The organism is Hydrotalea sp. AMD (assembly GCF_004100315.1).
GTDB lineage: Bacteria > Bacteroidota > Bacteroidia > Chitinophagales > Chitinophagaceae > Hydrotalea > Hydrotalea flava.
In genome coordinates, this window is record NZ_SCKY01000010.1 from 1 (window position 1) to 25646 (window position 25646).

Genomic DNA, 25646 nt, shown 5'->3' on the forward strand with positions numbered 1-25646 from the left:
CATAGGAATAAATATCAGCCGTATCAAAAAAGTTAATGCCTAAATCCAATGCTTTTTTTATAAAAGGCTTACTGTCGGCTTCATTTAAAGCCCAAGGCCAGCGTTCGTTTGGATGGCCATACGTCATAGTGCCTAAACAAAGTTTTGAAACCTTCATACCGGTGTTGCCAAATCGTACATATTCCATAAATAATGATTTAATGTTTCAATAATAATGGTTGCTTCTATTCATGTACTGCACTTCGTTTTGCAAATATAGATGAGTGGACTTTGTAATGATCTGTGTTTAATTTACACGGAGGAAAAACTGAGGGTAATGTTTAGCAGGGTAATGGCCACAGCAATGTTATTGTTGTATTGCTTCCTTACTGTAAATTATGAAATAAGAACAATCGATACACTAATCTCATCGCTGTTACAACGAACCACCTGATATTAACGTGCAAGGTAAACTAAGCTCGGCGGTATTGGTATCGCCCGACAGGCAGGTCATCATTTTAGAAAAAGCCAGTTTCCCTAAGCGGTAACCGCTGGTTTCTACATAAGTAATGGTTGGATGATAGAGATAAGGGAAGAACCCATTGCTAATAGCAATCACTTTTATTTGTTGCGGAATTTTTAATGCGCTGTTTTGAAGGGCGTTCATAGTGCCCGTTAAAATTTCATCGCTCATACAGAAAACCGCATCGGGTCGGTGCTGTTTAGTTAAATGTTGTGCAGTAAGTTTGGTGGCTTCGTTTCTGTCAAGGGCATGCACAACAGTTACGTCCGTTTGTGGTTGCAGTGCACCGTTAAAAGCATTCAGTCGTTTTTTGGTGATAGACATGGCCGGGTTGCCAAAAATAGCCAATACTTTTTTTGCGGCAGCATTGTTTAGTGCATTGGCTGCCAGTGCAGCAGCGGCAGTATCGGCTACACAAACCCTGTTACAGTTGGCATAATCGGGTACTTTGTCGAAAAAAACCACCGGAATACCCATATCGTACATTTTTTGAAAGGGTTGCATATCTTTTGTATAGGGGGTAATACAGGCAAACACACCGGAAACCCGGTTCTGACGGCAGATTTTAAGATTGGTGGCTTCAACGGAAGGGTCATCGCCCGATTGCAGAATAATGAGTGAATAGCCCTGCTGGCGGCTGTCTTCCTCAATGGCAGCAATAAAAGAATCGTAAAAATAATTAGAGATGGTAGGTACTAATAAGCCAAATAAGTTACTGTTATTGGTACGGAGGTGAATGGCATTGGCATTGGGTTCATAATCTAATGTTTGCGCCAGTTCAACCACTTTGGCTTTGGTTTTTTCAGAAATATCTGGATGATTTTTTAAGGCTCTTGAAACAGTAGAAATACTAACGCCCAATACTTCGGAAATTTTTTTCAGGGTGGTATTTGTCATTTTTTGCCGCTTATATACAGGTTAAAAAATCAGGAAGTTTTCCCCTGCAAACATTTTCGCAAACGTTTGCAAACGGTTTAAGTATAAATTTATTGTTAACGTATGCATCATTTCAGATAATTTAGATGTCACATTTACACATTGTTCTGCAAGGAAATTAACAAAAAGTTTTCTTAAAGACATAAAAGGTGTAAATTTAACACAATAATCTAACTAAACGCTTGCTTTATGAACTTAAAAACGCTTGCCAAAGGTATGTTATACCTATTCTTGGCTTTGTTCTCCACCGCAGCTTTTGCCCAAACCAAAGTAATTACCGGTAAGGTAACCGATTCGAAAGATGGTTCACCTGTTGCCGGTGCTACTGTTGTGGTAAAAGGCACCCAGTACGGAACCCAAACCGGACCGGATGGTACCTTTAAATTAAATGCCCCTGCCGATTCAAAAACATTGGTAATTAGTTCATTGAACTTTGTTACCCAGGAAATTGCTATTACCGGTTCAACCATTAATGTTTCATTAGCGCCTTCTGCCGATCAGTTGGGCGATGTGGTAGTAATTGGTTATGGTACTGCTCGTAAAAATGACCTTACCGGAGCTTTAGCCTCAGTAAAAGCTAAAGACTTTAACCAAGGATTAATAAATTCCCCTGATCAATTATTACAAAACAAGGTTGCCGGTTTGGAGGTGACGCAAAATGGTGGTCAACCTGGTACAGCAACTACAATAAAAATAAGAGGTAATAATTCAATTCGTGCAGGAGGAAATCCCTTATATGTGATAGATGGAGTACCTTTAGATGGACGCTCAGCTAGACCTTCTGTAAATTTAAGTGCCGGAGGCTTTGGAACAACTCCTGATGATAACCCTTTGCTTTTTATAAACCAGAATGATATAGCTCAAATTGACGTATTAAAAGATGCTTCTGCTACGGCCATTTATGGTTCTCGTGGTGCTAATGGTGTAATTATTATTACAACAAAAAAAGCTTCTGCAGGTCCCATGAAAGTAGAAGCAGGTGTTTCTTTTGGAACGAATGCGGGCTACATGAAAAAATATGGTGTTCTAAGTGCAAGTCAATTTAGGCAAGCTTTAACAAAATACAACTTACCAAGTTCACTTGATGGAGGTGCTAATGTAGATGCGCTTAAAGAAATTACTCAAAATACATTAACTTCAAACTATAATGTAGCTTTAAGTGGTGGCAATGATTTAGGAAGGTTCAGAGCTTCTTTCCTGGCTTCAAATGTAAACGGGTTCCTCAAAAATTCAAATTTGCAACGCTATTTGGCAACATTTTCAGGACAATATAAATTTTTAGATAAACGTTTAACTATTGATTTTAATTTAATAACCGGACACGTTACAAACGAAATTCCTTTAATTTCAAATACTGCTGGATCACAAGGTAATATCATTAGCTCTGCTTTGCAATGGAATCCGACAGTTCCATTTACAAGCCCCAATACACCAGGTTTGTATAATAATACTGGCTTAGGTGGTTCAAATGCTAATGGAGGTGGTAATCCTTTAGGACTTTTGAAAGCATACAGTGATGTTTCAAACATTAATACAGTTTTAGGAAATATCTCAGCAAATTATAAAATTGTAAAAAATTTACAGTATAAGTTCATGTATGCTATCAATAATTCTACCGGTAGCAGGTTGAATAATTTTTATGGATTTTTAGCCGGTTACTCAGGACTTTCAGGCATAGGTTTTGGAGCAATTTCAAATGCTCAGTTGACCTCGCAAACATTTACACACACTCTGAGCTATGATGCTAATATAACAAAAAAATTGAAACTGAATGCCGTTGCAGGATATGAATATTGGACAACTAACTATTCCAACAATTCTATTAGCGCAACAGGTTTTAATACAAATTTAGACATCAATAATTTCATAAACATTCCTTATACATCAATTTTGCAGAATGGAAATACACAAAATGTTCCGTCTGTATATGTAGACCCCACTACTGACTTACAATCTTATTTTGTTAGAGCCAGTTTAAATTATGATGATAAATATTTCTTGAACGGAACTTTTCGTGCTGACGGTTCCAGCAAATTCGGTTCTAATAACAAGTATGGCTATTTCCCATCATTTGGAGCCAGATGGTTAGTTAGTAATGAAAAATTTCTGCAAAACAGTAAGTTGATTTCTAATTTAGCATTAAGGGCTTCTTGGGGTATTACCGGTAATCAGGAGTTTCCTGCAGGTGCATCCGGTGAACAATTTAATTTCCGAAGTTATAATGCAGGAGGTTTAGTAAATGTTGCTAATTCGAATTTAAAATGGGAACAAACCAGTCAATATGACTTTGGTTTAGACTATTCCTTATTTAATGGGCGCTTATTTGGTTCTTTTGACTATTATAACAAAAATACCACTAATATATTGTTTCAAAATAATGTAATTCAACCTGGACCTGCGGCTATTTATTACATTAACTTACCAGGTCATAACATGAATACCGGTGTTGAATTTAGTTTAGGTGCTGTTGTATTAGATAAGAAAGATTTTGGCTGGAATATAAACTTTAATATTGCATATAATAAAAACGTAGTTAAAGACTTTTTAGACCCCAACACAAAATTGCCAATTCAAATTTTGACAGGTCAAATTAATGGTCAGGGCGTTTCGGGAACTTTTGGACAAATTATCACCAATAATCAGCCTATTGATGCGTTTTACTTAAAACCCTTTGGTGGATTTGATGCTAATGGCAATCAAATTATAGGAACAAATCCAATCATCGCAGGTGATCCCAATCCACACACCATCTATGGTATCAATACTGATTTAAGGTATAAAAAATTTACTTTAACCATAAATACCGGTGGTGCCGGCGGTTATTTAATCTATAATAATACTGCCACAAGTGTAACGAATATTGCAGGTATTGCTCAGGGTAGAAACATTGATAAAACTGCTTATAATTCTGCTGAAATGACTTCAAGTGGAGTAGGCGCTTCGACTCGCTTCTTAGAAAGTGGTAATTATTTCAAACTTAGAAATGCAACTGTAAATTATCAAATTGGTAATGTAGGGAAATACATTAAAAATGTGAGTGCATTTGTAAGTGGAACCAATCTATTTGTTATTACCAAGTTCACTGGATTTGATCCTGAAGTAAATATTGATAAAAGTTACAATGGTTATCCTTCAAGGTCTATTGAGTATATACCTTATCCAACCCCACGTGTTATTACTTTAGGTTTAAATTTCTCTTTATAAGTAAATTTTAAAATTATAACTATGCTATCTTATAAAAAAATATCAGTGATAGTTCTCCCACTCGTCATCATGATGGTAGGATGTACTAAATTGAATGAAACATTAAACAGCAGTTTATCTCAGTCACAGGCTGCTAATTCTTTAAATGCTCAACTACTTTTAAATGCTGCATATGTTGATTTAATAACTCCTTTTAACGGTCAAGATCAGGTTTTTTCCTTAGAAGAAAATGCTTCAGATGAATCATTAGTTCCTACTCGCGGAGGCGACTGGGATGATAATGGTGTTTGGAGGGTTATTCACAATCACACATGGAATGCAGACCATCAACAGGTTTTAAATGTTTTCAATAGTTTGAATAAACTCAATTTCGACGCGACTAATGTGCTTACGTTCACTACTACAAAACAACAAGCTGCAGAGGCTCGTTTCTTGAGAGCATATTCTTTATATTATTTATTGGATTTATATGGTCAGTATCCTTTTAGAAATCCTGGAGATAATTTATTAAATCCTCCTGTAGTGTTGAGTGGAACCGCAGGTTTAAATTTTATTATTAGTGAATTGAAAACTGTATTACCAGATCTAGCGCCTACTACTAATAATAAAAAAATTGCTACGCAAGATGCTGCAAGAACATTGTTAATGCACTGCTACTTACAAAGAGGAGCAATTGCAAACAGGGCAGCGCCAACATTTGCTGCAACTGATATGGATTCTGTAATTTATTATGGAAACCAAATAATGAGCAATAATATTTATAGTTATGCTGCTGATTATTTTGATAATTTTAAAGCAAATAATGGTAATTCTCCTGAAATTATCTTTGCGTATCCTAATTCTTCCGGTAATGTAGTGAACAGTTCAGGTATTCAGGCACGTTGGATGATGACTTTGCACTATAATTCTTATTCTGCTCAGGCACCCAATGCAGGCTGGAATGGATTTTCTACCATGAGTGATTTTTATAATACTTTTGGTGTGAATGCTTTAGGACCTGTTCCAACAACTTATTCTATGGCTGATTCTTCTTTGGATTCTCGTATTGGATTAAGATACAATTCTAATATTACACCTTATTCAGGAATCAGACCAGGTATGTTGGTAGGTCAGCAATATGATGCAGCAGGTAATCCTGAAAAAGACAGAAAGAATCAACCGTTAGCATTTACGCCAACTATCGCATCGAACATGATTGAAACAGGAAGTAATCTGGAAGTAGCCGGCATTCGTGTAATAAAATATGTGCCTGATTTTACTGATGCAGGCGGTAAATATTACTCTTCTAACTCAGGTAACTGGTTGATATTGATGCGTTACCCCGATGTTGTGTTAATGGTGGCTGAAGCACAAATGCGCAAAGGCAATAATGCACAGGCATTATTGTTGGTAAATCAATTACGTGCTGCCAGAAACGCACCGGCTTTAACTTCAATGAGTTTGGTAAATCCTGCAAATGTGGATGATCCTACTACTTTACTGGCTGAAAGAGGCCGTGAATTGTATTGGGAAAGTTACAGAAGAACCGATTTAATTCGGTTTGGTGTATTCCTGAAAATATGGCAGTATAAACCCAATGATGATCCTAAAAACTTAGTATATCCTGTTCCTACACAAGCATTGGCATCTAACCCTAATTTAAAACAAAACCCCGGTTATTAAACCAGCATTTTTATACAACAATCTAGCAAAAGACCGGTATTACCGGTCTTTTGCTTTTTAATAAGTTTATGATACAATAAATAGATGATTCCTTTAGTATTCCTTTAAAATTCTGTTATATATTGTAGTGTGGTAGATTATCCTTTCATACCCTTTACAGCATTCCATTTTAGTACTTACATTTACGGCAATTGTAAGCACGTTATTGCTTTATGCTTAGCCCTGTGCTTTCGCATCAACTCAATTGAATTATAAACGACAAGAAAACACTTTATGAAATATTTGCTGACATGTTTATCTGTGATTGTTTTAGCCTCCTGTCATCAAAAAAATACACCAACTCTTTTTACACTAATGCCCAATACCGGCATTCATTTTAGAAATGATGTAACCGATGGCCGTTTGGAAAATAGTTTTCTCTTTAGAAATTTTTATAACGGGGGTGGCGTTGCTATTGGTGATATTAATAATGATGGCTTGCCCGATGTTTTTTTCACTTCTAACATGGGTGAAAATAAATTGTATTTGAATGAAGGCAACTTTAAGTTTAAAGATATTACGGCTACTGCAGGCTTCAAACAGGATAGTATGTGGAGTACCGGTGTAGTATTTGTTGATATTAATAACGATGGATGGTTAGATATTTATGTTTGTAACTCCGGCCACATGTCGAATGGAAATCGCCGCAATAAATTGTACATCAATAACCATAACAATACATTTACGGAAGCTGCACACCAATATGGGTTAGACCATAAAGGCTATACTACCCAGGTTTCGTTTTTTGATTATGACATGGATGGCGATTTAGATTGTTTTATTATTGATAACAGCCCCATACCCGTTAACCAACTGGCTTTTAATAATAATCGCGATTTGCCTGATAGCGCCTGGAAAGTAGCTGATTTTTTAAAGGGCGGCGGTAACCATTTATTGCGCAACGATAATGGCCATTTTGTAGATGTTACCCAACAGGCAGGTTTACATAGCAGCTTAATTAGTTTTGGATTGGGCATTTCGATAGGTGATGTAAATGGTGATGGCTATCCCGACATTTATGTATCTAACGATTCTTATGAGCGTGATTACCTCTACATTAATCAACGCAATGGTACTTTTAAAGACGAGTTTGAAGACCGAATTCGCCATACCAGTTTTTCCTCAATGGGCAGCGATTTTGCAGATATTAACAACGATGGGTGTATTGATATTTTTAATACTGATATGCTGCCCGATGATGATTACCGGCTAAAAACAACCGGTGCCTTCGATAATATTGATTTGTTTAGAAGTAAACTGCGTGCCGGCTTTTATTACCAGTATGTAAAAAACTGTTTACAACTGAACGATAAAAATGGAAAATTTTCTGAAATAGCCAATTATGCAGGGGTTCCGGCCTCCGACTGGAGCTGGGGTGCCCTGATGTTTGATATGGACAATGATGGCTATAACGATATTTATGTATGCAACGGTGTAAACAGGGATGTTACCGATCTTGATTTTATTGACTTCTTTGCCAACGACGTGATTCAAAAAATGGTTTTAACCGGCAAAAAAGATAATGTGGATCAGGTGTTACTTAAAATACCACAAACCCCTTTGCCCAACAAAGCCTTTCAAAACCAGCACGATTTGCGATTTTTGGATAAAGCCAATCAATGGGGCTTAGTACAATCCTCTTTTTCTAACGGTGCCGCCTATGGCGATTTGGATAATGACGGCGATTTGGATTTGGTAGTCAACAATGAAAACATGGAGGCCTTTGTGTACAAAAACAATAGCCGCGAAATAAATAAAAACCATTATGTTGGATTTTTATTGAAAGGCACAGCTCAAAACACATTTGCCATTGGCAGTAAAATTGAAGTGTATGCCAACGGCCAAATTATGAGTCGCGATGTATTTCCCAGCCGCGGCTTTCAATCTTCCATGGATTATAAACAAATTATTGGGTTGGGGCAGTTAACGCATATTGATTCTATCCGCATCATCTGGCCAAACCTTGGCATTACTACCTATCCCCATCCTGCAATTGATACGGTTTACCACTATCAACAACCTTCCACCATTACTACTTTCTTCAAAAAAGAAAATATAGCGGTAACCCCTTTGCTCGATTCAGTAAAAAGTGTTTTTGAAAAGCATGTTGAAGATGATAATATTGATTTTAACTATGAAAGAAATATTCCTAAAATGCTTTCCCGCGAAGGGCCTAAAGCTGCAGTGGCCGATGTAGATGGGGATGGTTTGGCCGATGTGTACATAGGGGGTACCGTTGGTCATCCCGGTCAAATTTATTTACAACAACCCAATCGTAGTTTTGTACAAAAGCCTGAACCTGCATTTACACCGTTCAGCGATTTTGAAGACGGCGCCGTTGCGTTTTTAGATTACGACCATGATGGTGATATGGACCTGCTGGTTTGCCCTACCGGAAATACACATCCATCCAATACCCGCCAAATGCAGTTACGTTTGTTTACCAATGATGGAAAAGGAAACTTTACCATTAAAACAGATGCGTTTCCCAATACAGGCATGAACGTATCTGCAGTTGCCGTACATGATTTTAATGGCGATGGTTTTCCCGATATTTTTATTGGAGGAAGAAATGAGCCTCGTAATTATGGAGTTGACCCTCAAAGCTATTTGTTTGTAAATGATGGCAAAGGTCATTTTACAGATATTGCCACCACAAAAAATCCAACTATTGCACATATTGGTATGGTTACGGGCGCACAATGGGCCGATGTATTAGGAACCGGCAAACAACAATTAATTATTGTTGGTGAATGGATGACACCACATATTTTTTCAGTGGAGGGGGATAAGTTTACAGAAGTAAAAACCAACTTGAATAATAAGTATGGTTGGTGGGAAAGCATGGCTGTGGCTGATGTAAATGGCGATGGATTGAATGATTTAATTATTGGAAATATTGGCGAGAATTTTTATTTGCATCCCGACTCTACCAATCCTGTAAAATTATGGGTCAATGATTTTAACCAGAATGGTGTGCAGGATAAAGTGCTCACCAGCACCATCAACGGTAAGGACTTGCCTGTGTTCTTAAAGCGTGATATGGAAGATGAAATTCCTTCATTAAAGAAAAACAATTTAAGGCACCATGAATATGCCTCAAAATCAGTGCAGGAATTGTTTCCGGCATCGATCATTAATTCCTGTATTGTAAAGCAATTCAATTATACGCCATCTGTAATAGCCATCAATAAAGGCAATGGTATTTTTGAACTTCAAAAGCTACCACCGGTGGTGCAATTCTCTTCTGTAAATGCCATTCTTTGTACCGATTTTAATGGCGATGGTAAAACAGACCTTTTGCTGGGAGGGAATGAATTTGGTTTTTTACCTCAATTTGAACGATTAGATGCCAGTTATGGAACCGTGCTGATGAATAGAGGAAATGCCGTATTTAAAATATTGAGCACACAACAATCAGGTGTTGAACTGGAAGGCATGATACGTGATATTGTTGAAATTCCAACCAAAAACCAACCCTATTTTCTGTTTCTTCAAAATGATGCCTATCCGGTGCTGTTTCAATTAAACAATAATTTAAAAGCCGCAAAACCTAAGAAATAAGCAGTATGAAATTTTCATTTATCTACGGCTATTTCATAATTTTAAATTGTAATGCATGTTTAAAAATATTTCATTTCTTTTTTTTCTAGCGGTTATCATCATTGCCTGTCATTTCAATGTAGAAAAGCAACCTTCTACACCACCCATGTTTCGGGTATTAACCGATACACAAACCGGCTTGCATTTTCAGAACCATTTAAAGCCATCACCTAATTTCAATATGTTTAAGTACATGTATTTTTATAACGGTGCTGGCGTTGGTGCAGGCGATTTTAATAATGATGGAAAAATTGATTTGTTTTTTACTGCCAATCAGGGCGATAATAAATTGTATTTAAACAAAGGCGGATTAAAATTTGAAGATGTAACCCAACAAGCCGGTATACCGGAAGATGGAGAATGGTCAACCGGCGTATCGGTGGTTGATATTAACAATGATGGATTGCTGGATATTTATATTTGCCGTGTAGGCCATTATGAAGTGTTAAACGGGCACAATCAACTGCTCATTTGTACCGGCATTGATTCTGCCGGAATTCCACATTATAAAGATGAAGCCAAAGCTTATGGACTGGATTTTTCTGGTTTCAGTACCCAGGCCGTTTTTTTCGATTATGACATGGATGGCGATTTAGATATGTTTCTGCTCAACCACTCTGTGCATCAAAACGGATTATTTGCTCCCCGCAAAAATTTCTTAGGCACTTACGATTCACTTTCCGGTGATAGGATTTACCGCAACAATGGAAATCATACGTTTACTGATGTAACTCGCCAAACAGGTATAAACAGTTCTGCAATTAGTTATGGATTAGGCGTTGTTGTAGCCGATATTAATTTAGATGGATATCCCGATTTGTATGTGGGCAACGATTTCCATGAAAATGATTATTTATACATCAATCAAAAAAATGGGGCTTTTAAAGAAGAAAATAATCAACGCCTCATGCACACCAGCCAGTTTTCAATGGGTGTTGATGTGGCTGATGTAAACAATGATGGATATCCAGAAATCATTTCAATGGATATGTTACCTTTTGATCCCTACATCTTAAAACGTTCGTTGGGTGAAGATGAATACGATATTTTTTATCATAAAATAGAAGTTGGATACAATTACCAATACACCAGAAACAACCTGCAACTCAATCGGCGTAATGGAATGTTTAGTGAAATTGGTTTGTATTCGGGCGTATATGCTACCGACTGGAGCTGGGCTCCTTTGTGGATGGATTTTGATAATGACGGTAAAAAAGATTTATTTATATCTAATGGCATTCCCAAAAGAATGAATGATATGGATTATGTAAACTTTGTTTCGAACGAAGAAATACAAAAAAAGATTAACAGCAATACCATTGCCGATCAGGATATGGCTTTGGTAAATAAATTTCCCGAAATAAAAATTCCCAATAAATTTTATCGCAACAGCGGGCAAATGGTGTTTGTTGATGAACAAAATAACATTCAAAACAACCAGCCTACTTATTCCAACGGTGCTGTGTATGCCGATTTAGACAATGATGGCGATTTAGATGTGGTAGTAAACAATATTGATGAACCCGTGATGGTATATGAAAATACCACCAACAATGGCGCAATAAAAAAATCGTACCTGGAATTGAATTTAAAAGGTCCGGGAAAAAATATACATGCACTGGGTAGTAAAGTTATTGTTTATGCAAATGGCGGCATACGTACATATGAAAAATATCCTACCCGCGGCTTCCAGTCGAGCATGGAAATACCTTTACATATTGGATTAGACAGTACCAAAATAGATTCGGCCTTTTTGATATGGCCCGATAATACGTACCAACGGTTAGGCTTTGCTGAAAAAAATACAACCATTACCCTGCAATATAAAAAAGGATTACCAAAGTTTAACTATGCAAACATTACTGCATTTCATCCAAACACTTCGCGGCCAATGGAAGATATTACCGAAAAAATACATTTGAATTATCTGCACAAAGAAAATCATTTTGTTGAATTTGATCGGGAACCCTTAATTCCGCACATGGTATCAACAGAAGGCCCTGCATTAGCAGTAGCCGATATTAACCATGATGGTTTGCAGGATGTGTTTATTGGTGCATCCAAAACATATAAGCCGGTTGTTTTTTTACAAAAAACCAATGGTACATTCCAACGGTTAAATGAACCGGCATTAAATGCCGACAGTACTTATGAAGATGTGGATGCCACCTGGGTAGATGTGAACAATGACGGTAATGTTGATTTGGTAATTGCATCCGGCGGCAATGAATACTATGGCACAGATGAACGTATGCAGCCCCGTGTATATTTAAATGATGGCAAAGGTAATTTAGCCAGGCTGCCCGATGCTTTTAAAAATATTTATATGACGGCATCGTCAGTTTCACCTTTTGATTTTAACGGTGATGGCTTTGTGGATGTATTTATTGGCGGTAGGGCAGTGCCTTGGAATTATGGACAAACGCCAATTTCCTATTTATTATTGAATGATGGGAAAGGCCATTTTACTGATGTAACCGAAAAATATGCAAAAGGATTAAGCAATATTGGTTTGGTAACCCAAGGTATTTGGTTTGATTTGAATAAAGACGGAAAGAAAGATTTAATTGTAACAACCGAATGGAATGGTATTTATGCTTTTATGAACCAAAACGGGCAGTTTGTAAAAACTACGCTTACTAATAAAAAAGGTTGGTGGAATTTTGTTTTACCGGTTGATATTAATAATGATGGGCAAATAGATTTAATTGCAGGAAACTTAGGCCTGAATAGCCGCTTAAAAGCCACTGAAAAAGAACCCGTTCGCTTGTATGTGAACGACTTTGATGATAATGGGCAGAAAGAACAGGTACTTACCTATTATTTAGAAGGGAAAGAAATTCCGTTTGCGAATAAAGATGAATTACAAAAACAAATACCCATTTTAAAGAAACGATTTTTATATGCAGAAAATTTTGCAAAAGCTACTTTGCCCGAATTATTCACACAAGAAAAATTGAGCAGCGCTACGGTGTTAGAAGCTAATTATTTTTCCAATGCGGTTTTACTTAACAATGGCAATATGCACTTTACGGTACAGGCTTTACCCTGGCAGGCACAATTATCACCTTATAAAACCGGAGTTGTGTTAGATACCGGCACTAATGGGTTACCCAATATTTTTCTGGGTGGCAATTTTTATGATAATAATATTCAGATGGGCAGGTATGATGCCGATTTTGGAACTATTTTAACCAACAATGGACACCAACAATTTACTGCAAGCACTATGAATGGGCTCATCATTAAAGGTCAAATACGACATATATTACCCATTACGATTGGTGGTAGAAATTGCTTTATTCTGGCACGCAATAATGATAGTACAATGGTGATTGGGTTTGAAAAATAGGTGGGTCACAAAGATTTAATGTTAGCCACGAATAACACTAATGTGCACGAATCAGGGGTAACAAAACATTCGTGCATTCGTGGCAACAAAATACTTCAGCTCATTTGTTGCTTTTATCTAAAATACCGGCTGATAAATTTGTGTAACCCATTGTAGGGTATCGGTCTTTGTAGGTGCCTCATTCATGAGTCGGAAAAAAGGAATAGCCATGGCCGTGCGATGATAATCTGTAAAATACTGCATTAATGTTTGATAGGTATGCTGAATATTCCAAGGCCCACCATTTACCTCCGTTACAATAAAGTTTCCTTTTACCATTTGTTTGTATTCAAACTTCCCCTCACTTTCAATGGGTTGGCTAATAGGAATGGCTGCCATTAATTGTATACTGTCTTTATTCCAATGGGTAATATTGTAAATAGGGTGTCCGTTAGGTACTAATACCGATTTGCTCTTTGCAAAATCTGTTAACCGATTAATAATTCCATAAATGTCCTTGGGTGTAGGTTGTTTTTCTAAAATTATTTTTGTTGCAATTAGATAGGTATCATCGTAACCCTGTTGGTGTAATTGAATGCCATATACATTTTCCTTGTTTTCTGCAAAGGCAGTAAAGCGTGCCAGCATTTGTTGCATAGCGGGTTTTAATTGCAGTGCGGTGCGATAACGAATGATTTTTAAAAACGGATTATTGCCTGTGGGTATTTTTACCTGCCAAAGAATATAACTGGAATCTATACCGGAAGGGATAATACTAATTTGCGAATTGTACACCTTTTCGCCAGATGTTAATAAAAGTTTTAAACCTTTATATAATTTCTCGGTTACTGAAAGATGAATATTATCTATTACAAACCCATCTTCCCAATTAGTATCTGCATGGCCGTTATTAGTGTTGCCGTAGTTCCACCATTTTCGCCAATGGCTCGTATCTTGTAATAAACGGGTAACGCCATTTTCATTGGCGTTTATTTTTAAGGTAACACACATGGTGGCTTGCCGTGGAATCAAAATATATACCGTAACCGAAAAAATGATTAAAAGTGTAACAATAATCAGAATCCATTTTTTCATGCAACAACTTATTTAAACGGTTTAATTATAACGCTTGCAAAATAAGCCTAATCAATCATAAAAACCTATTGAATCTATTCAATAACCTTTAAAATAATCTTAACTTTTCTTTTCAGGGCAGTCAATAAAATACATTTCATTGTATTTGCACTGCTGCCTAAATTATGTTAATTTTCACCCGTCGCTTTTTAAAACAGAAAATATGTTCATGAATTGTGCAGTTCAACGTATCGGCATACTGGCTGTCACCATTGTACTGGTTGCCGGCTGTCATCACACTACTACTGCATTGCAACAGCAACCGCTGTTTATGCAACTTTCACCCGATGAAACCGGTATTCGTTTCATCAATCAGGTAAAAGATACCCGTGAAATGAATATTTTCAACTACCATAATTTTTATAATGGTGGCGGTGTAGCAATTGGCGATATTAATAACGATGGAAAGCCCGATATTTTTTTTACCTCAAACCAGGGTGAAAATAAATTGTATTTGAATGAAGGTAATTTTCATTTTAAAGATATTACACAACAATCCGGTATTTCAAGTGTACACAAATGGCATACCGGTGTTACTATGGTAGATATTAATGGTGATGGCTGGTTAGATATTTATGTATGCAATGCCGGCATTATGCCGGGCGATGACAGGGCCAATGAATTATACATTAATCAAAAAGATGACACATTTAAAGAAGAAGCAGCGAAGTATCATTTAAACGATACTGGTGCCTCTACACAGGCTATTTTTTTTGATTATGATCATGATGGCGATTTAGACTGTTTTGTACTCAACAATAATCCTAAATCAATTGAAAGCTTTGGGTATAAAAAAAATGTTCGAAATGTACGGGATACCACTGACGGCGACAGACTATACAGGAACGATAATGGCGCTTTTACCGATGTGAGTGCACAGGCAGGAATTTATGGCAGCGCCATTGGTTATGGTCTGGGCATTGCTGTAGGTGATGTAAATAATGATGGATGGGAAGATATTTATGTATCTAACGATTTTTTTGAAAAAGATTATCTCTACATCAATCAAAAAAATGGAACTTTTAAAGAAGTGAGTAATGCAGCATTGGGCCACATGAGCAATGGCTCCATGGGTTCTGATATGGCCGATATCAATAATGACGGCTATCTCGATATTTTTACCGCCGAAATGTTGCCTGAATCTGATTATCGTTTAAAAACTACCGTTAAGTTTGATGATTACGATGTGCAGAATGCCAAGAATGTATTAGATTTTCATCACCAGTTTACCGGCAATTGTTTACAGCTCAATAATCAGGATGGTACTTTTAGCGAAATTGCACAACTATCAGGAGTTGATGCTACCGGTTGGAGCTGGGGCGCATTGTTATTTGATTTTAATAATGATGGGAAAAAAGATTTATTTGTATCTAACGGTTTGAAACGCGATTTAACCGATCAGGATTTTCTGGCTTATTTTAATAACAATGAAACCATGCGCAAAGTAGCGGAAGGTGCATTTGGTTTGCAGGATATTTTAAACAAAATGCCCTCAGTGCCTATTTCTAATTACGGATTTATGAATAAAGGCCAATTGATGTTCAATAACCAATCACAGGCCTTGGGTTTGGCAACACCTTCGTTTAGTAGTGGGGCTGCTTATGCCGATTTAGATGGGGATGGCGATTTAGATTTAGTAGTGAATAATTTAGATCAACCTGCTTTTATTTATCAAAATACAACTACAGAAAAAAAACATGCTAGGTTTTTAAAAATTCAATGCAAAGGAAATGCACCCAATACCTTTGGCATAGGTGCAAGGGTTACCGTATTTGCAGGGCATCATATACAAATGCAGGAACAAATGCCTACCCGTGGTTTTCAAAGTAGCGTAGAGCCAGTATTGTTATTTGGCTTAGATTCATTACAGCAAGCCGATAGCGTTATTATTGACTGGCCCAATGGTAAACAGGAAACACGTTATACAGTTGCCACTAATCAAACCCTTGTGGTGAAAGAAACGGATGCAACCATAAAAAGGCAATTCCCGCTTCCTGTAAAACCCTGGTACACCAATGTGGCAACAGCTCGTATTCAGGGCGCTATTACACACCGGGAAAATGAATTTGTTGATTTTGATGTGGAACGACTCATGCCCAAAATGCTTTCAACTGAGGGGCCTAAATTAGCTTTGGGTGATATTAATGGCGATGGCTTAACCGATTTTTATATGGGCAGCGCCAGCGGCGATACGGCTAAAATATTCCTGCAACTGCCCAACGGCCATTTTAAACAAATACCCCAACCTGCTTTTATTGCCGATAAATACTTTGAAAATATTGGCGCTGCATTTTTGGATGCAGATGGCGATGGCGATCTGGATTTAGTAGTAGCATCCGGCGGCAATATGGCGCCGGTTGGATCACCTTATCTGTCACCAAGGTTATACTTGAATGATGGCAAAGGTAATTTTACAAAAACTACGAACGGATGGCCATCCCTCTCACTCAATGCATCCTGTGTGGAGGTAAACGATTATAATGGCGATGGTAAACCCGATATTTTTATAGGTGGCAGAAATATTCCCGGAAATTATGGATCACCGGCTTCCAGTGTTTTATTATTGAATAAAGGGAATGGCATATTTGAAGATGTAACAGCTTCAGTTGCACCGGCATTTCGTCAATTGGGTATGGTTACTGATGCAAAATGGACAGATGTGGATGGCGATGGACAAAAAGAATTAATTGTGGTGGGCGATTGGATGCCGGTTACTATTTTTAAATGGAGTAATGGCAAACTAAATAAATGGGAAGAATTACCCCATTCATCCGGCTGGTGGAATTGTATTACTGTAGTCGATATCAACCACGATGGGCATCCTGATTTTATAGCTGGCAACTTTGGCTTAAATTCAAATATCAAGGCCGATGAGCAACATCCTGCACAATTGTATGTGGCCGATTTTGATGGCAATGGGCAACAGGAATGTATGCCCGTTTTTTATAAAACCGACGGTAAGGCCTACCCGTATTATTTAAAAGGGGAGGTAGAATCGCAGATACCTTCCATCAAAAAAAACTTTTTAGCTTATAGTGCTTATGCCGGAAAAACCATGCAGGAATTATTCCCGGCCGAAATTTTACAAAAAGCATTGGTATTAAAAGTAGAACAGGCACAAACCTGTATTTTTTTAAATGATGGCAACGGCAATTTTACCATGCAGCCATTGCCTGTTCGGGCACAATTTTCACCTACATTTGCCATTGTAGTCGATGATTTTAATAAAGATGGTATCACCGACCTATATATTGCCGGTAACTTCTTTGGCTTAAAGCCACAAACCGGCCGCCTCGATGCCAATGAAGGAACCTTGTTTTTAGGCCAACCCAATGGTAGTTTTCAATTTATACATCCGGCACAAACGGGCTTAATTTACCGCGGCGAAGCCAGAGATGCTGCAATACTTCCGCTTGGAAACCATAAAAAAGCCTTATTGGTAACCATTAATAGTGCACCATTGTTGATGTTTGAACGTTAATTCAATTGTCTGTGTATTTTACTGAAAATCATTTTGTATTTTGTATTTTTTTATTTTCTTTACAATTGTTTGGTAATTTAATGAATATTTAATTTTTCATCAAAGATCATACCTACATCTTTTTATAAAACCTGCCATGAGAAGAATGCTGTTGAAACGTGTGCCGGTACGCTATGTATTAATTATTGCATATGGTATTTTATTACTGGGTTTAATGTATGTACAAATAGCCCAATACCGCCAATACCGGCGTTTATCTACTCAGTACAATCAAATTACGGGCAATAGTGTAGAAAAACTATCGCTGCTCATTAACCTGCGCCGGGGTAGTGATTATGTGCAAACCAATGTACTGCATTTGCTGTTAACCAAAGATGCTGAAGAGTTGGCAGCCACTCGAAAAATCATTCAGCAGGAGGTAGAACGCAACGATACCAAGATGCGTGAGTTTGAACAATTGGTTACAGCGCCAGAAGAAAAGCGATGGTTTGATAGTCTGTTGCAATACCGCCGTCAAAATAACGCAGTGCATGTACGATTTATCAACAAAGTCATGGACGATAATTTTAATACTGCAAGGCAGTTTTATTTAGACAGCCTGCACCTTAGTTTCGAAAACATGCAAAGGACCAATTCTCAATTAGCTGCTTTTGTAAAAGATTCGGCCAATCACCAAAAACAAATGCTCAATAATACCATTGCTGCAGACAATACAACAATGCTGGAAGTAGGTGGATTGATTGTGCTGTTGTTGCTGGCTATGGGTATTGCCGTAATAAGAACCCTGCAAAAAATGAAAGAAAGCTATTTTCAATTGGCTGAAAGTGAGGCAAAATATCGCTTTTTGGCCCAGCATACCAATGAAATCATTAATTGTTGTGATGCCTCAGGTAAAATATTATTTGCTAATCAGGCATTTAAAGAAAAGCTGGGTTACGATGATGCTGACATTGCCCGTTTAACCATTCCTGAAATTTTAGATGAGAACAGTTTGCATACTTTTAATCCAGACCTGCGGCCTGAGGTAGATGGTACCATCATCAAAAACATACAGAAAACCTATAAAACCAAATCTGGCCAAAAATTGTATGTAGAAGGCAGTATCATTATTGATTATAAAAATCGTAAATGTGTAGTTGCTGAAGCTTTTTTTAATGATGTAACAGCCAAAAAATTATTGGAACAACAGCTCATTGCTTCAGAAGCCAAATACCGCAGCATTTTTGAATTAAGTCCGCTGCCTATGCTGGCTTATGATGCCAATTCCCATCAAATTTTACAAGTAAACCGGGCAGCCATATTGCATTACGGGTTTACTGAAACGGAATGGTGCGTAAAAAAAATTACAGACATTATTCAGGAAGAATATTTGCCGGATGCATTACAGATTTTAAAGCACATGCAACAATATGCAGCGCCTTATGGAGGATTCATGAAACACATAACCAAAAATGGGCAGGTAATTGAAGTAGAAATACGAGGTGTGCCTTTTGAGTATGAAGGAATACCGGCCAGGCTGGTTACCATGTTAGATGTTACCGAACGCAACCAAATGGAAAACCGTTTATCGAAAGCCATATTGGATACGCAGGAACAGGAACGTTTTCAGATTAGTGCGGAATTGCACGACAATGTAAACCAGATACTAACGGGGGCAGTATTTTCATTGGGGCTGTTGAATAAAACAGAGATGGATAGTAACCGGAAAGAAGCCGTTGAATCAGCACACAAATATATTAGCATGGCTATAGAAGCCATTCGTAAAATATCGCACCGGCTGGCACCACCTTCCTTTAATCTGGTTGATTTTAGTGACAGTATGCAAATGCTGTTGAACAGCATCAATATAGACCGGAAGTACCAGATAGAATTTGCGTACAATATTCCCCTGGAAACAAAAATGAAGGAAGATGTGATGTTAAACATTTACCGCATTTTGCAGGAGCAACTGAACAATATCCATAAATACGCAGCCGCCACCCGCATTGAAGTAAGCCTTAATATAGAAGCAGGCTGGGCAGAATTGTATATTGCTGATAATGGACAGGGTTTTGATATGCATGCCCCCCGCACCGGCATTGGACTGCGGAATATAGAACGTCGTGCCGCCTTATTTTCCGGCTATTGCCACATACAATCATCGCCCGGAAACGGTTGCAGTGTAAAAGTTTTACTGCCGGTTTAAATTATTTAGAAGATTGGTTGTTAGCATAAATCCTTTCTTCCATTTGCCGGTTGGCTAACTTTAATGCATCTATCTGCCCTTTCAGTGCTTCTATTACATGGTCTTTTGTTAATATGATTTCGTCTTTTAAAATGCAGAAGGGGCATTGGTGCAAATGGGTTAAAGATGGGATATTGTTGTGTTGGTGAAATGATTGAATGGGGGTGTTGGTTGGTTTTGATAAATCGGTATTCAATAAATCATATTCAGTAACGCCAAAATAATTGGCAATTTTGTGAAATAATTTTAAATTTGGAAAAGATTTTCCTCTCTCATAGTTGCTCCATGTTGTACGCTCTATGCTCAATTTTTCCTGTATTCCTTCTTGTTTTAGTCCACTTGCCTTTCTAAGATATTCCAGATTAGAGGAAAAATATTTCATTTTTTTTGTGATTTAATTTGGATTTTTAAATACATTTGACTTATATTTGTTTTACATTGTTTTTTTTTAAAATTCATGGCAATTTTAAAAGGATAATCTATTTCCCTTAAAAAACCATCATGCAAAATGCTAAAAAAGCCCCCTCTTTTTTATGGCTTTTAATTGCTGCATACGCAATAGTGTTAGGTGCGCTAATTTTGGTTCAATTGAACCAATATAAGCAAATTGCGAACCTGACAAAGCAATTTAATATAACAGCAGAAAATTCCATAGGTAAGTTATCACTTCTAGTTGATTTACGCAAAGAGACTGACTCCCTACAGGCAAACATGGTGCATTTATTGTTATTAAAAAATGAAATCAATCATAATAGTTTACAACCATTTAAACAAAAGGTTGAAGAATCGTCTCTAATATATCATCTTTTTTTAAAACAATTTAATGGTTCTGGTACAAAGAAAGAACATTACCAATGGTTGGATAGCCTGCAATATGCCTGGGAACAAAATTTTTCATTAATAGAAAAAATAATGTATCGGTTCCAGTATGCGAACCTGTCAGCTGCTATTTCATTGTATACCCAAAAGCAGCATTTTGCTTATGAAAAAATGCAGGATATTATTGCCCGGTTATCTGATGAAGTAAAAACAAAAACAACAGTTCAAAAAGCCGCACTTTCAAATTTGGTGGAAAGAAGAGAGCAAGCGTTTGAATGGGATGGTTTAAAAATTTTGATTTTATTGGCAGTATTAGGATGTATGGTATGGGTTTCTTTTATAAAGAGTAAAAAAATCTATTTTTTATTGGCAGAAAGCCGAAAAAAGTATAAGAAACTGTTGGAGTTTTCGAATGAAATAATCTATAAAATAGATGAAAAGGGCAATATTACTTATGCAAATAAATGCTTTTTGCAGACACTGGGCTATATGAAAGAAGAAATAAATGAACTGCCCTTCAAATCAATTTCCTCAGAAGGATATGCTATTATAGAAGCGCAAAAAAATAATTCAGGTAATGTATCACAAATCATTCTGCCTTTTAACAATGTAAAATTAAAAACCAAAGATGGCCATCCGGTATTTGTAGAAGGAAATATTACTTTATTTTATCAATCGAAACGGCTAATGGGTGGCGAAGCATACTTAAACAATGTAACTGAAAAAGTATTACTAACTGAAAGATTAAAGGTTTCGGAGGAAAAATACCGTAATGTTTTCGAATTAAGCCCACTACCCATGTGGATTTATGATGCAGCAACCCTTTTCTTTATACAGGTAAATGAAGCTGCTGTTCAACATTATGGTTATGCAAAAACAGAATGGCTGCAAATGAAAATATCCGATATTATTTATGCAAGAGATTTACCCGGCATTCAAAAAGTTTTACAAATTATTGAAAAAAAAAATGACGCACTCAACTACACATTGCAAAACCTAAAAAAAAATGGTACTATTACAGATGTTGAGTTAAGGGGCATTGAATTTAATTACGAAGGTAAACCCGCCCGTTTAGTAACGGTATTAGATGTTACGGAACGCAACCAAATGGGAAACCGTTTATCGAAAGCCGTATTAGATACCCAGGAACAAGAACGTTTTCAAATTAGTGCTGAATTGCACGACAATGTAAACCAGATACTAACGGGGGCGGTATTTACATTGGGATTGTTGAGCAAATCGGAATTAGATAGCGGGCAGAAAAAGGCTGTAGAAACAGCGCACAAATATATTAGTATGGCCAATGAAGCCATCCGTAAAATATCGCATCGGCTGGCGCCACCCTCTTTTAATCTGGTTGATTTTAGTGATAGCATACAAATGTTACTGAATAGCATGAATATTGACCGCAAATACCGGATAGAATTTGCTTATAACATAGAGCCAGGTATTAAGATGAAGGAAGATGCCATGCTGAACATATATCGCATATTGCAGGAACAACTGAATAATATTCACAAATATGCTGAGGCTACACTAATAGAGGTTAGTTTAAATGTAGCAAATGATCGTGCAGCATTATATATAGCCGATAATGGTAAAGGGTTTGATATAAAAGCCCCCCGTACCGGCATTGGCCTGCGCAATATAGAACGCCGGGCTGCCTTATTTTCCGGCTATTGCCGCATACAATCATCGCCCGGAAACGGTTGCAGTGTAAAAGTTTTATTGCCGGTTTAGCATCCTCTGGTGTTTGCATTTCAATTAATTGATAACTTGCAGTCTGATGATATCGTACAGCATAAAATATTGGTATGCTGTATCCTCATCCACTATTTTGTTTGCAATTGTCATTGTATGAAATGATTCTTTACAAAATTAAATGCTAAACGTAATAATGAAGGATGCATTTCATGTGCTAAAATCAATAAATGTAAACGCATGAAAAAAATAATTGTATTGCTGCCGGTATATCTATTGTGTGTAACAATCTTTGCACAAACCAATGTTGATTCCTGGAAAATTACAGCCGACTCTATTAACCCTTCTAATTATTACGGCGTTACGGTAGCCAATGGAATGATCGGCATTGTATCTGCAGCCGAACCGTTTAAAGTGAAAGATGTGGTACTGGCCGGTGCTTATGATACTTATGGCCGTGGCATGGTGAGTAATTTTTTACGCAGCTTTAATTTGCTGAATATGCAAATGAGTATTGACGGGCAACAGGTTGATAAAAATAATATCAGCAATATGCACCAGGTATTGGATATGCAGCATGCTAATTTTACCACCAACTTTCAATACGGGGCAAAAGCAGATGTTAGTTATACTTATTATTCTTTAAGACAGTTGCCTTTTACGGTTTTAATGACAGTAACCATTACTGCCAAAGAACCTATTACCATTGGTGCAGCCAGTGTAATGGAGGCGCCGGATGCTTTGAGAGATGTGGAAAATTATTACAATCAAATCGATCGGCCGCATGTGCTCATCAGTTTATTGACTTCTTCTGCCAAAAGTCCTACCGGTAAATTATTGTTGTGTGCATCCAATAGTTTTATGTTCGATGAGCCGCATGGGAAGGAACCATCAATCATTCATGAAATGTGGGATAATAATATGCACCTAATGAAGTTTTCCAAAACATTAAAAGCAGGTGAAACTTATACCTTTAGTATTGTAGGTTCTTCTATTACATCCGCTCATGATGCCGACCCATTGAATGAAGCCCAACGATTAACCATTTTCGCTAAGCTGCAGGGTCGTAAAAGATTAATTGCTTTTCATGATAAAGCCTGGGATGATTTATGGAAAAGCGATATTACTATTACTGGCAATCCGCAGGATCAGCAGGATGTACACAGTATGTTGTATCATCTCTATTCTTTTGTTCGTGAAGGCACCGATTTAAGTCCTTCGCCTATGGGTTTATCCGGTTTAGGTTACAATGGCCATGTGTTTTGGGATGCCGATTTATGGATGTTCCCGGCTATTTTGGTATTACACCCTGAAATGGCTAAAAGCATGATTGAATACCGGTTTCAACGTTTGGCTGCTGCCAAACAAAATGCATTTGAGCATGGTTACAAAGGCGCCATGTTCCCTTGGGAAAGCGCAGCTACCGGTGTAGAAGAAACACCGGTATGGGCTTTGAGTGGTCCTTTTGAACACCATATTACCGCTTGTGTGGGAATTGCCGCCTGGCAATATTATGAAGTAACACAGGATAAGGTTTGGCTGAAAGAAAGGGGGTGGCCGTTATTGAAGGCGGTGGCTGAATTTTGGAGTAGCAGGGTAGAGCGCAATGGCCCCGGCCATTTTGATATTAAAGATGTAGTAGCAGCAGATGAATGGGCCGAGAATGTAGACAATGATGCTTTTACCAATGCTGCCGCCAAAGCGGTATTACAATATGCTACCACAGCAGCAGGTATTGTGGGTGAAAAGGCAGATGATGACTGGGCTTTTGTAGCAAAAAATATTCCAATACTGCATTTTGAAGATGGGGTAACCAAAGAACATGCTACCTATAACGGAGAAGGCATTAAACAGGCTGATGTAAACTTATTGGCCTATCCCTTAAAAGAAATTACAGAACCTGCACAAATCAAAAAAGATTTGGAATATTATTCGGCACGTGTACCCGACGCCGGAACACCAGCCATGACGCAGGGTATATTTGCCTTGCTGTATGCCCGTTTGGGCGATGGTGCAAAAGCCTATCACTGGTTTAAAGATGCGTATATTCCCAATTTAAATCCACCATTTCGGGTAATTGCAGAAACCAAGGGCGGCACCAATCCTTATTTTGCAACCGGTGCCGGTGGCATTATACAAAGTGTGCTCATGGGTTTTGGCGGATTGAATATAACAGAAAAAGGTATCACACAAATTCCTTCCGTATTGCCCAAGCAATGGAAGAAGCTAACTATTACGGGTGTAGGGCCGGAGAAAAAAACTTTTACGGTTCAATAAAAATATCCTATTTTCATCCCTCATTTTTGAATTGAAAAAGATTGCTTCCATAGTATTATTGGGCATGTTGCTGTTTAACTGGGTGGGTTACCGCTTTGTGATGGACTATTTGGAAAACCGCGCCGATATTGCTTTTCAATCACAATTAGACGATAACCAATACAACGAAAAAGACCTAATCAGCATCAAGGTACCGGCCGCTTTGCCTTATGGTGCCAGTTCCCAAAAATTTGATCGGGTAAATGGAGAAATTACGGTAAATGGCATTACTTATGCTTACGTAAAACGCCGTTTTTATCAGGATAGTTTAGAGGTATTGTGTATTCCTAATTTTGCTAAAACCGGCATTAAAAATGCCAGAGATGCTTTTGCAAAGTTGGCAAATGATTTTGTGAACAGCAGTTCTTCTAAAAAAGATGCCGGACACCAAGCCCATACAGTTAAACCTGTAGTACAGGATTATAACCGTCCTTCCTGTTACACCTGTCAACATCCTACTTCTTACACGCTATCTGTTTTTTCTGCCTATCGGCATCAACTCTATCAGTTTATATTGATTAAACAATTAGACAAACCTCCGGAATTATCTGCTGCTACACTTGCATAGTGTGTGCTATTTCTTCTCTTTCATTTTTTTAAAAAGGTGTTTACAAGTTTATTGCATTCAATTGCAACAAATACGCATTGATTGGGATTCAAATTCCCTTTACTGCTGCATTATTTGCAATGGAAA

13 protein-coding genes are annotated in these 25646 nt (G+C 37.5%); 9 read left to right on the forward strand and 4 right to left on the reverse strand.

What is annotated here, in order from left to right; all coding sequences use genetic code 11:
• A partial coding sequence (locus EO766_RS08745) for an aldo/keto reductase (RefSeq protein ID WP_287100885.1) occupies positions 1-187 on the reverse strand: 187 nt, incomplete at its 3' end.
• Between the two features lie 228 nt (positions 188-415).
• Complete coding sequence (locus EO766_RS08750; RefSeq protein WP_287100886.1) at positions 416-1399, reverse strand: LacI family DNA-binding transcriptional regulator; 984 nt, start codon at positions 1397-1399, stop codon at positions 416-418.
• Between the two features lie 255 nt (positions 1400-1654).
• Here EO766_RS08750 and EO766_RS08755 point away from each other — a divergent pair, with 255 nt between their 5' ends.
• The 4 genes from EO766_RS08755 to EO766_RS08770 all read left to right on the forward strand — a co-directional run bounded on the left by EO766_RS08755 (position 1655) and on the right by EO766_RS08770 (position 13298).
• Entirely contained in the window at positions 1655-4642 is a 2988-nt protein-coding gene (locus EO766_RS08755; protein WP_287100887.1) for a SusC/RagA family TonB-linked outer membrane protein, read from the forward strand.
• Between the two features lie 45 nt (positions 4643-4687).
• Positions 4688-6304 (forward strand): RagB/SusD family nutrient uptake outer membrane protein, encoded by a 1617-nt coding sequence (locus EO766_RS08760; RefSeq protein ID WP_287100889.1) that lies wholly within the window; start codon positions 4688-4690, stop codon positions 6302-6304.
• Positions 6305-6577: 273 nt separating this feature from the next.
• Positions 6578-9907 (forward strand): FG-GAP-like repeat-containing protein, encoded by a 3330-nt coding sequence (locus tag EO766_RS08765; protein WP_287100891.1) that lies wholly within the window; start codon positions 6578-6580, stop codon positions 9905-9907.
• Between the two features lie 55 nt (positions 9908-9962).
• Positions 9963-13298, forward strand: a complete 3336-nt coding sequence (locus EO766_RS08770) for a VCBS repeat-containing protein (RefSeq protein WP_074420123.1) — start codon at positions 9963-9965, stop codon at positions 13296-13298.
• A 117-nt stretch (positions 13299-13415) separates the two neighbouring features.
• On the opposite strand, the gene EO766_RS08775 is transcribed toward EO766_RS08770, so the two are convergent.
• Positions 13416-14372: a GyrI-like domain-containing protein gene (locus EO766_RS08775; protein WP_074420124.1), complete on the reverse strand. Its 957-nt coding sequence runs from the start codon at positions 14370-14372 to the stop codon at positions 13416-13418.
• A gap of 208 nt (positions 14373-14580) precedes the next feature.
• Here EO766_RS08775 and EO766_RS08780 point away from each other — a divergent pair, with 208 nt between their 5' ends.
• A complete protein-coding gene (locus EO766_RS08780) occupies positions 14581-17892 on the forward strand; it encodes a VCBS repeat-containing protein (protein ID WP_074420125.1) in 3312 nt (1103 codons plus the stop codon).
• A gap of 136 nt (positions 17893-18028) precedes the next feature.
• Positions 18029-20077: a PAS domain S-box protein gene (locus EO766_RS08785; RefSeq protein ID WP_081301296.1), complete on the forward strand. Its 2049-nt coding sequence runs from the start codon at positions 18029-18031 to the stop codon at positions 20075-20077.
• A 1-nt stretch (position 20078) separates the two neighbouring features.
• Here EO766_RS08785 and EO766_RS08790 read toward each other — a convergent pair whose 3' ends face one another.
• Positions 20079-20498 carry a helix-turn-helix domain-containing protein gene (locus EO766_RS08790; protein ID WP_074420127.1) on the reverse strand — a complete coding sequence of 140 codons (420 nt, stop codon included), beginning with the start codon at positions 20496-20498 and terminating at the stop codon, positions 20079-20081.
• Positions 20499-20617: 119 nt separating this feature from the next.
• On the opposite strand from EO766_RS08790, the gene EO766_RS08795 reads away from it, so the two are divergent.
• The 3 genes from EO766_RS08795 to EO766_RS08805 all read left to right on the forward strand — a co-directional run bounded on the left by EO766_RS08795 (position 20618) and on the right by EO766_RS08805 (position 25520).
• Positions 20618-22675 carry a PAS domain-containing sensor histidine kinase gene (locus EO766_RS08795; RefSeq protein ID WP_074420128.1) on the forward strand — a complete coding sequence of 686 codons (2058 nt, stop codon included), beginning with the start codon at positions 20618-20620 and terminating at the stop codon, positions 22673-22675.
• 201 nt (positions 22676-22876) lie between these two features.
• Positions 22877-24913 carry a kojibiose hydrolase gene (locus EO766_RS08800; RefSeq protein ID WP_074420129.1) on the forward strand — a complete coding sequence of 679 codons (2037 nt, stop codon included), beginning with the start codon at positions 22877-22879 and terminating at the stop codon, positions 24911-24913.
• Positions 24914-24944: 31 nt separating this feature from the next.
• Positions 24945-25520 carry a hypothetical protein gene (locus tag EO766_RS08805; RefSeq protein ID WP_074420130.1) on the forward strand — a complete coding sequence of 192 codons (576 nt, stop codon included), beginning with the start codon at positions 24945-24947 and terminating at the stop codon, positions 25518-25520.
• Positions 25521-25646: the final 126 nt, after the last annotated feature.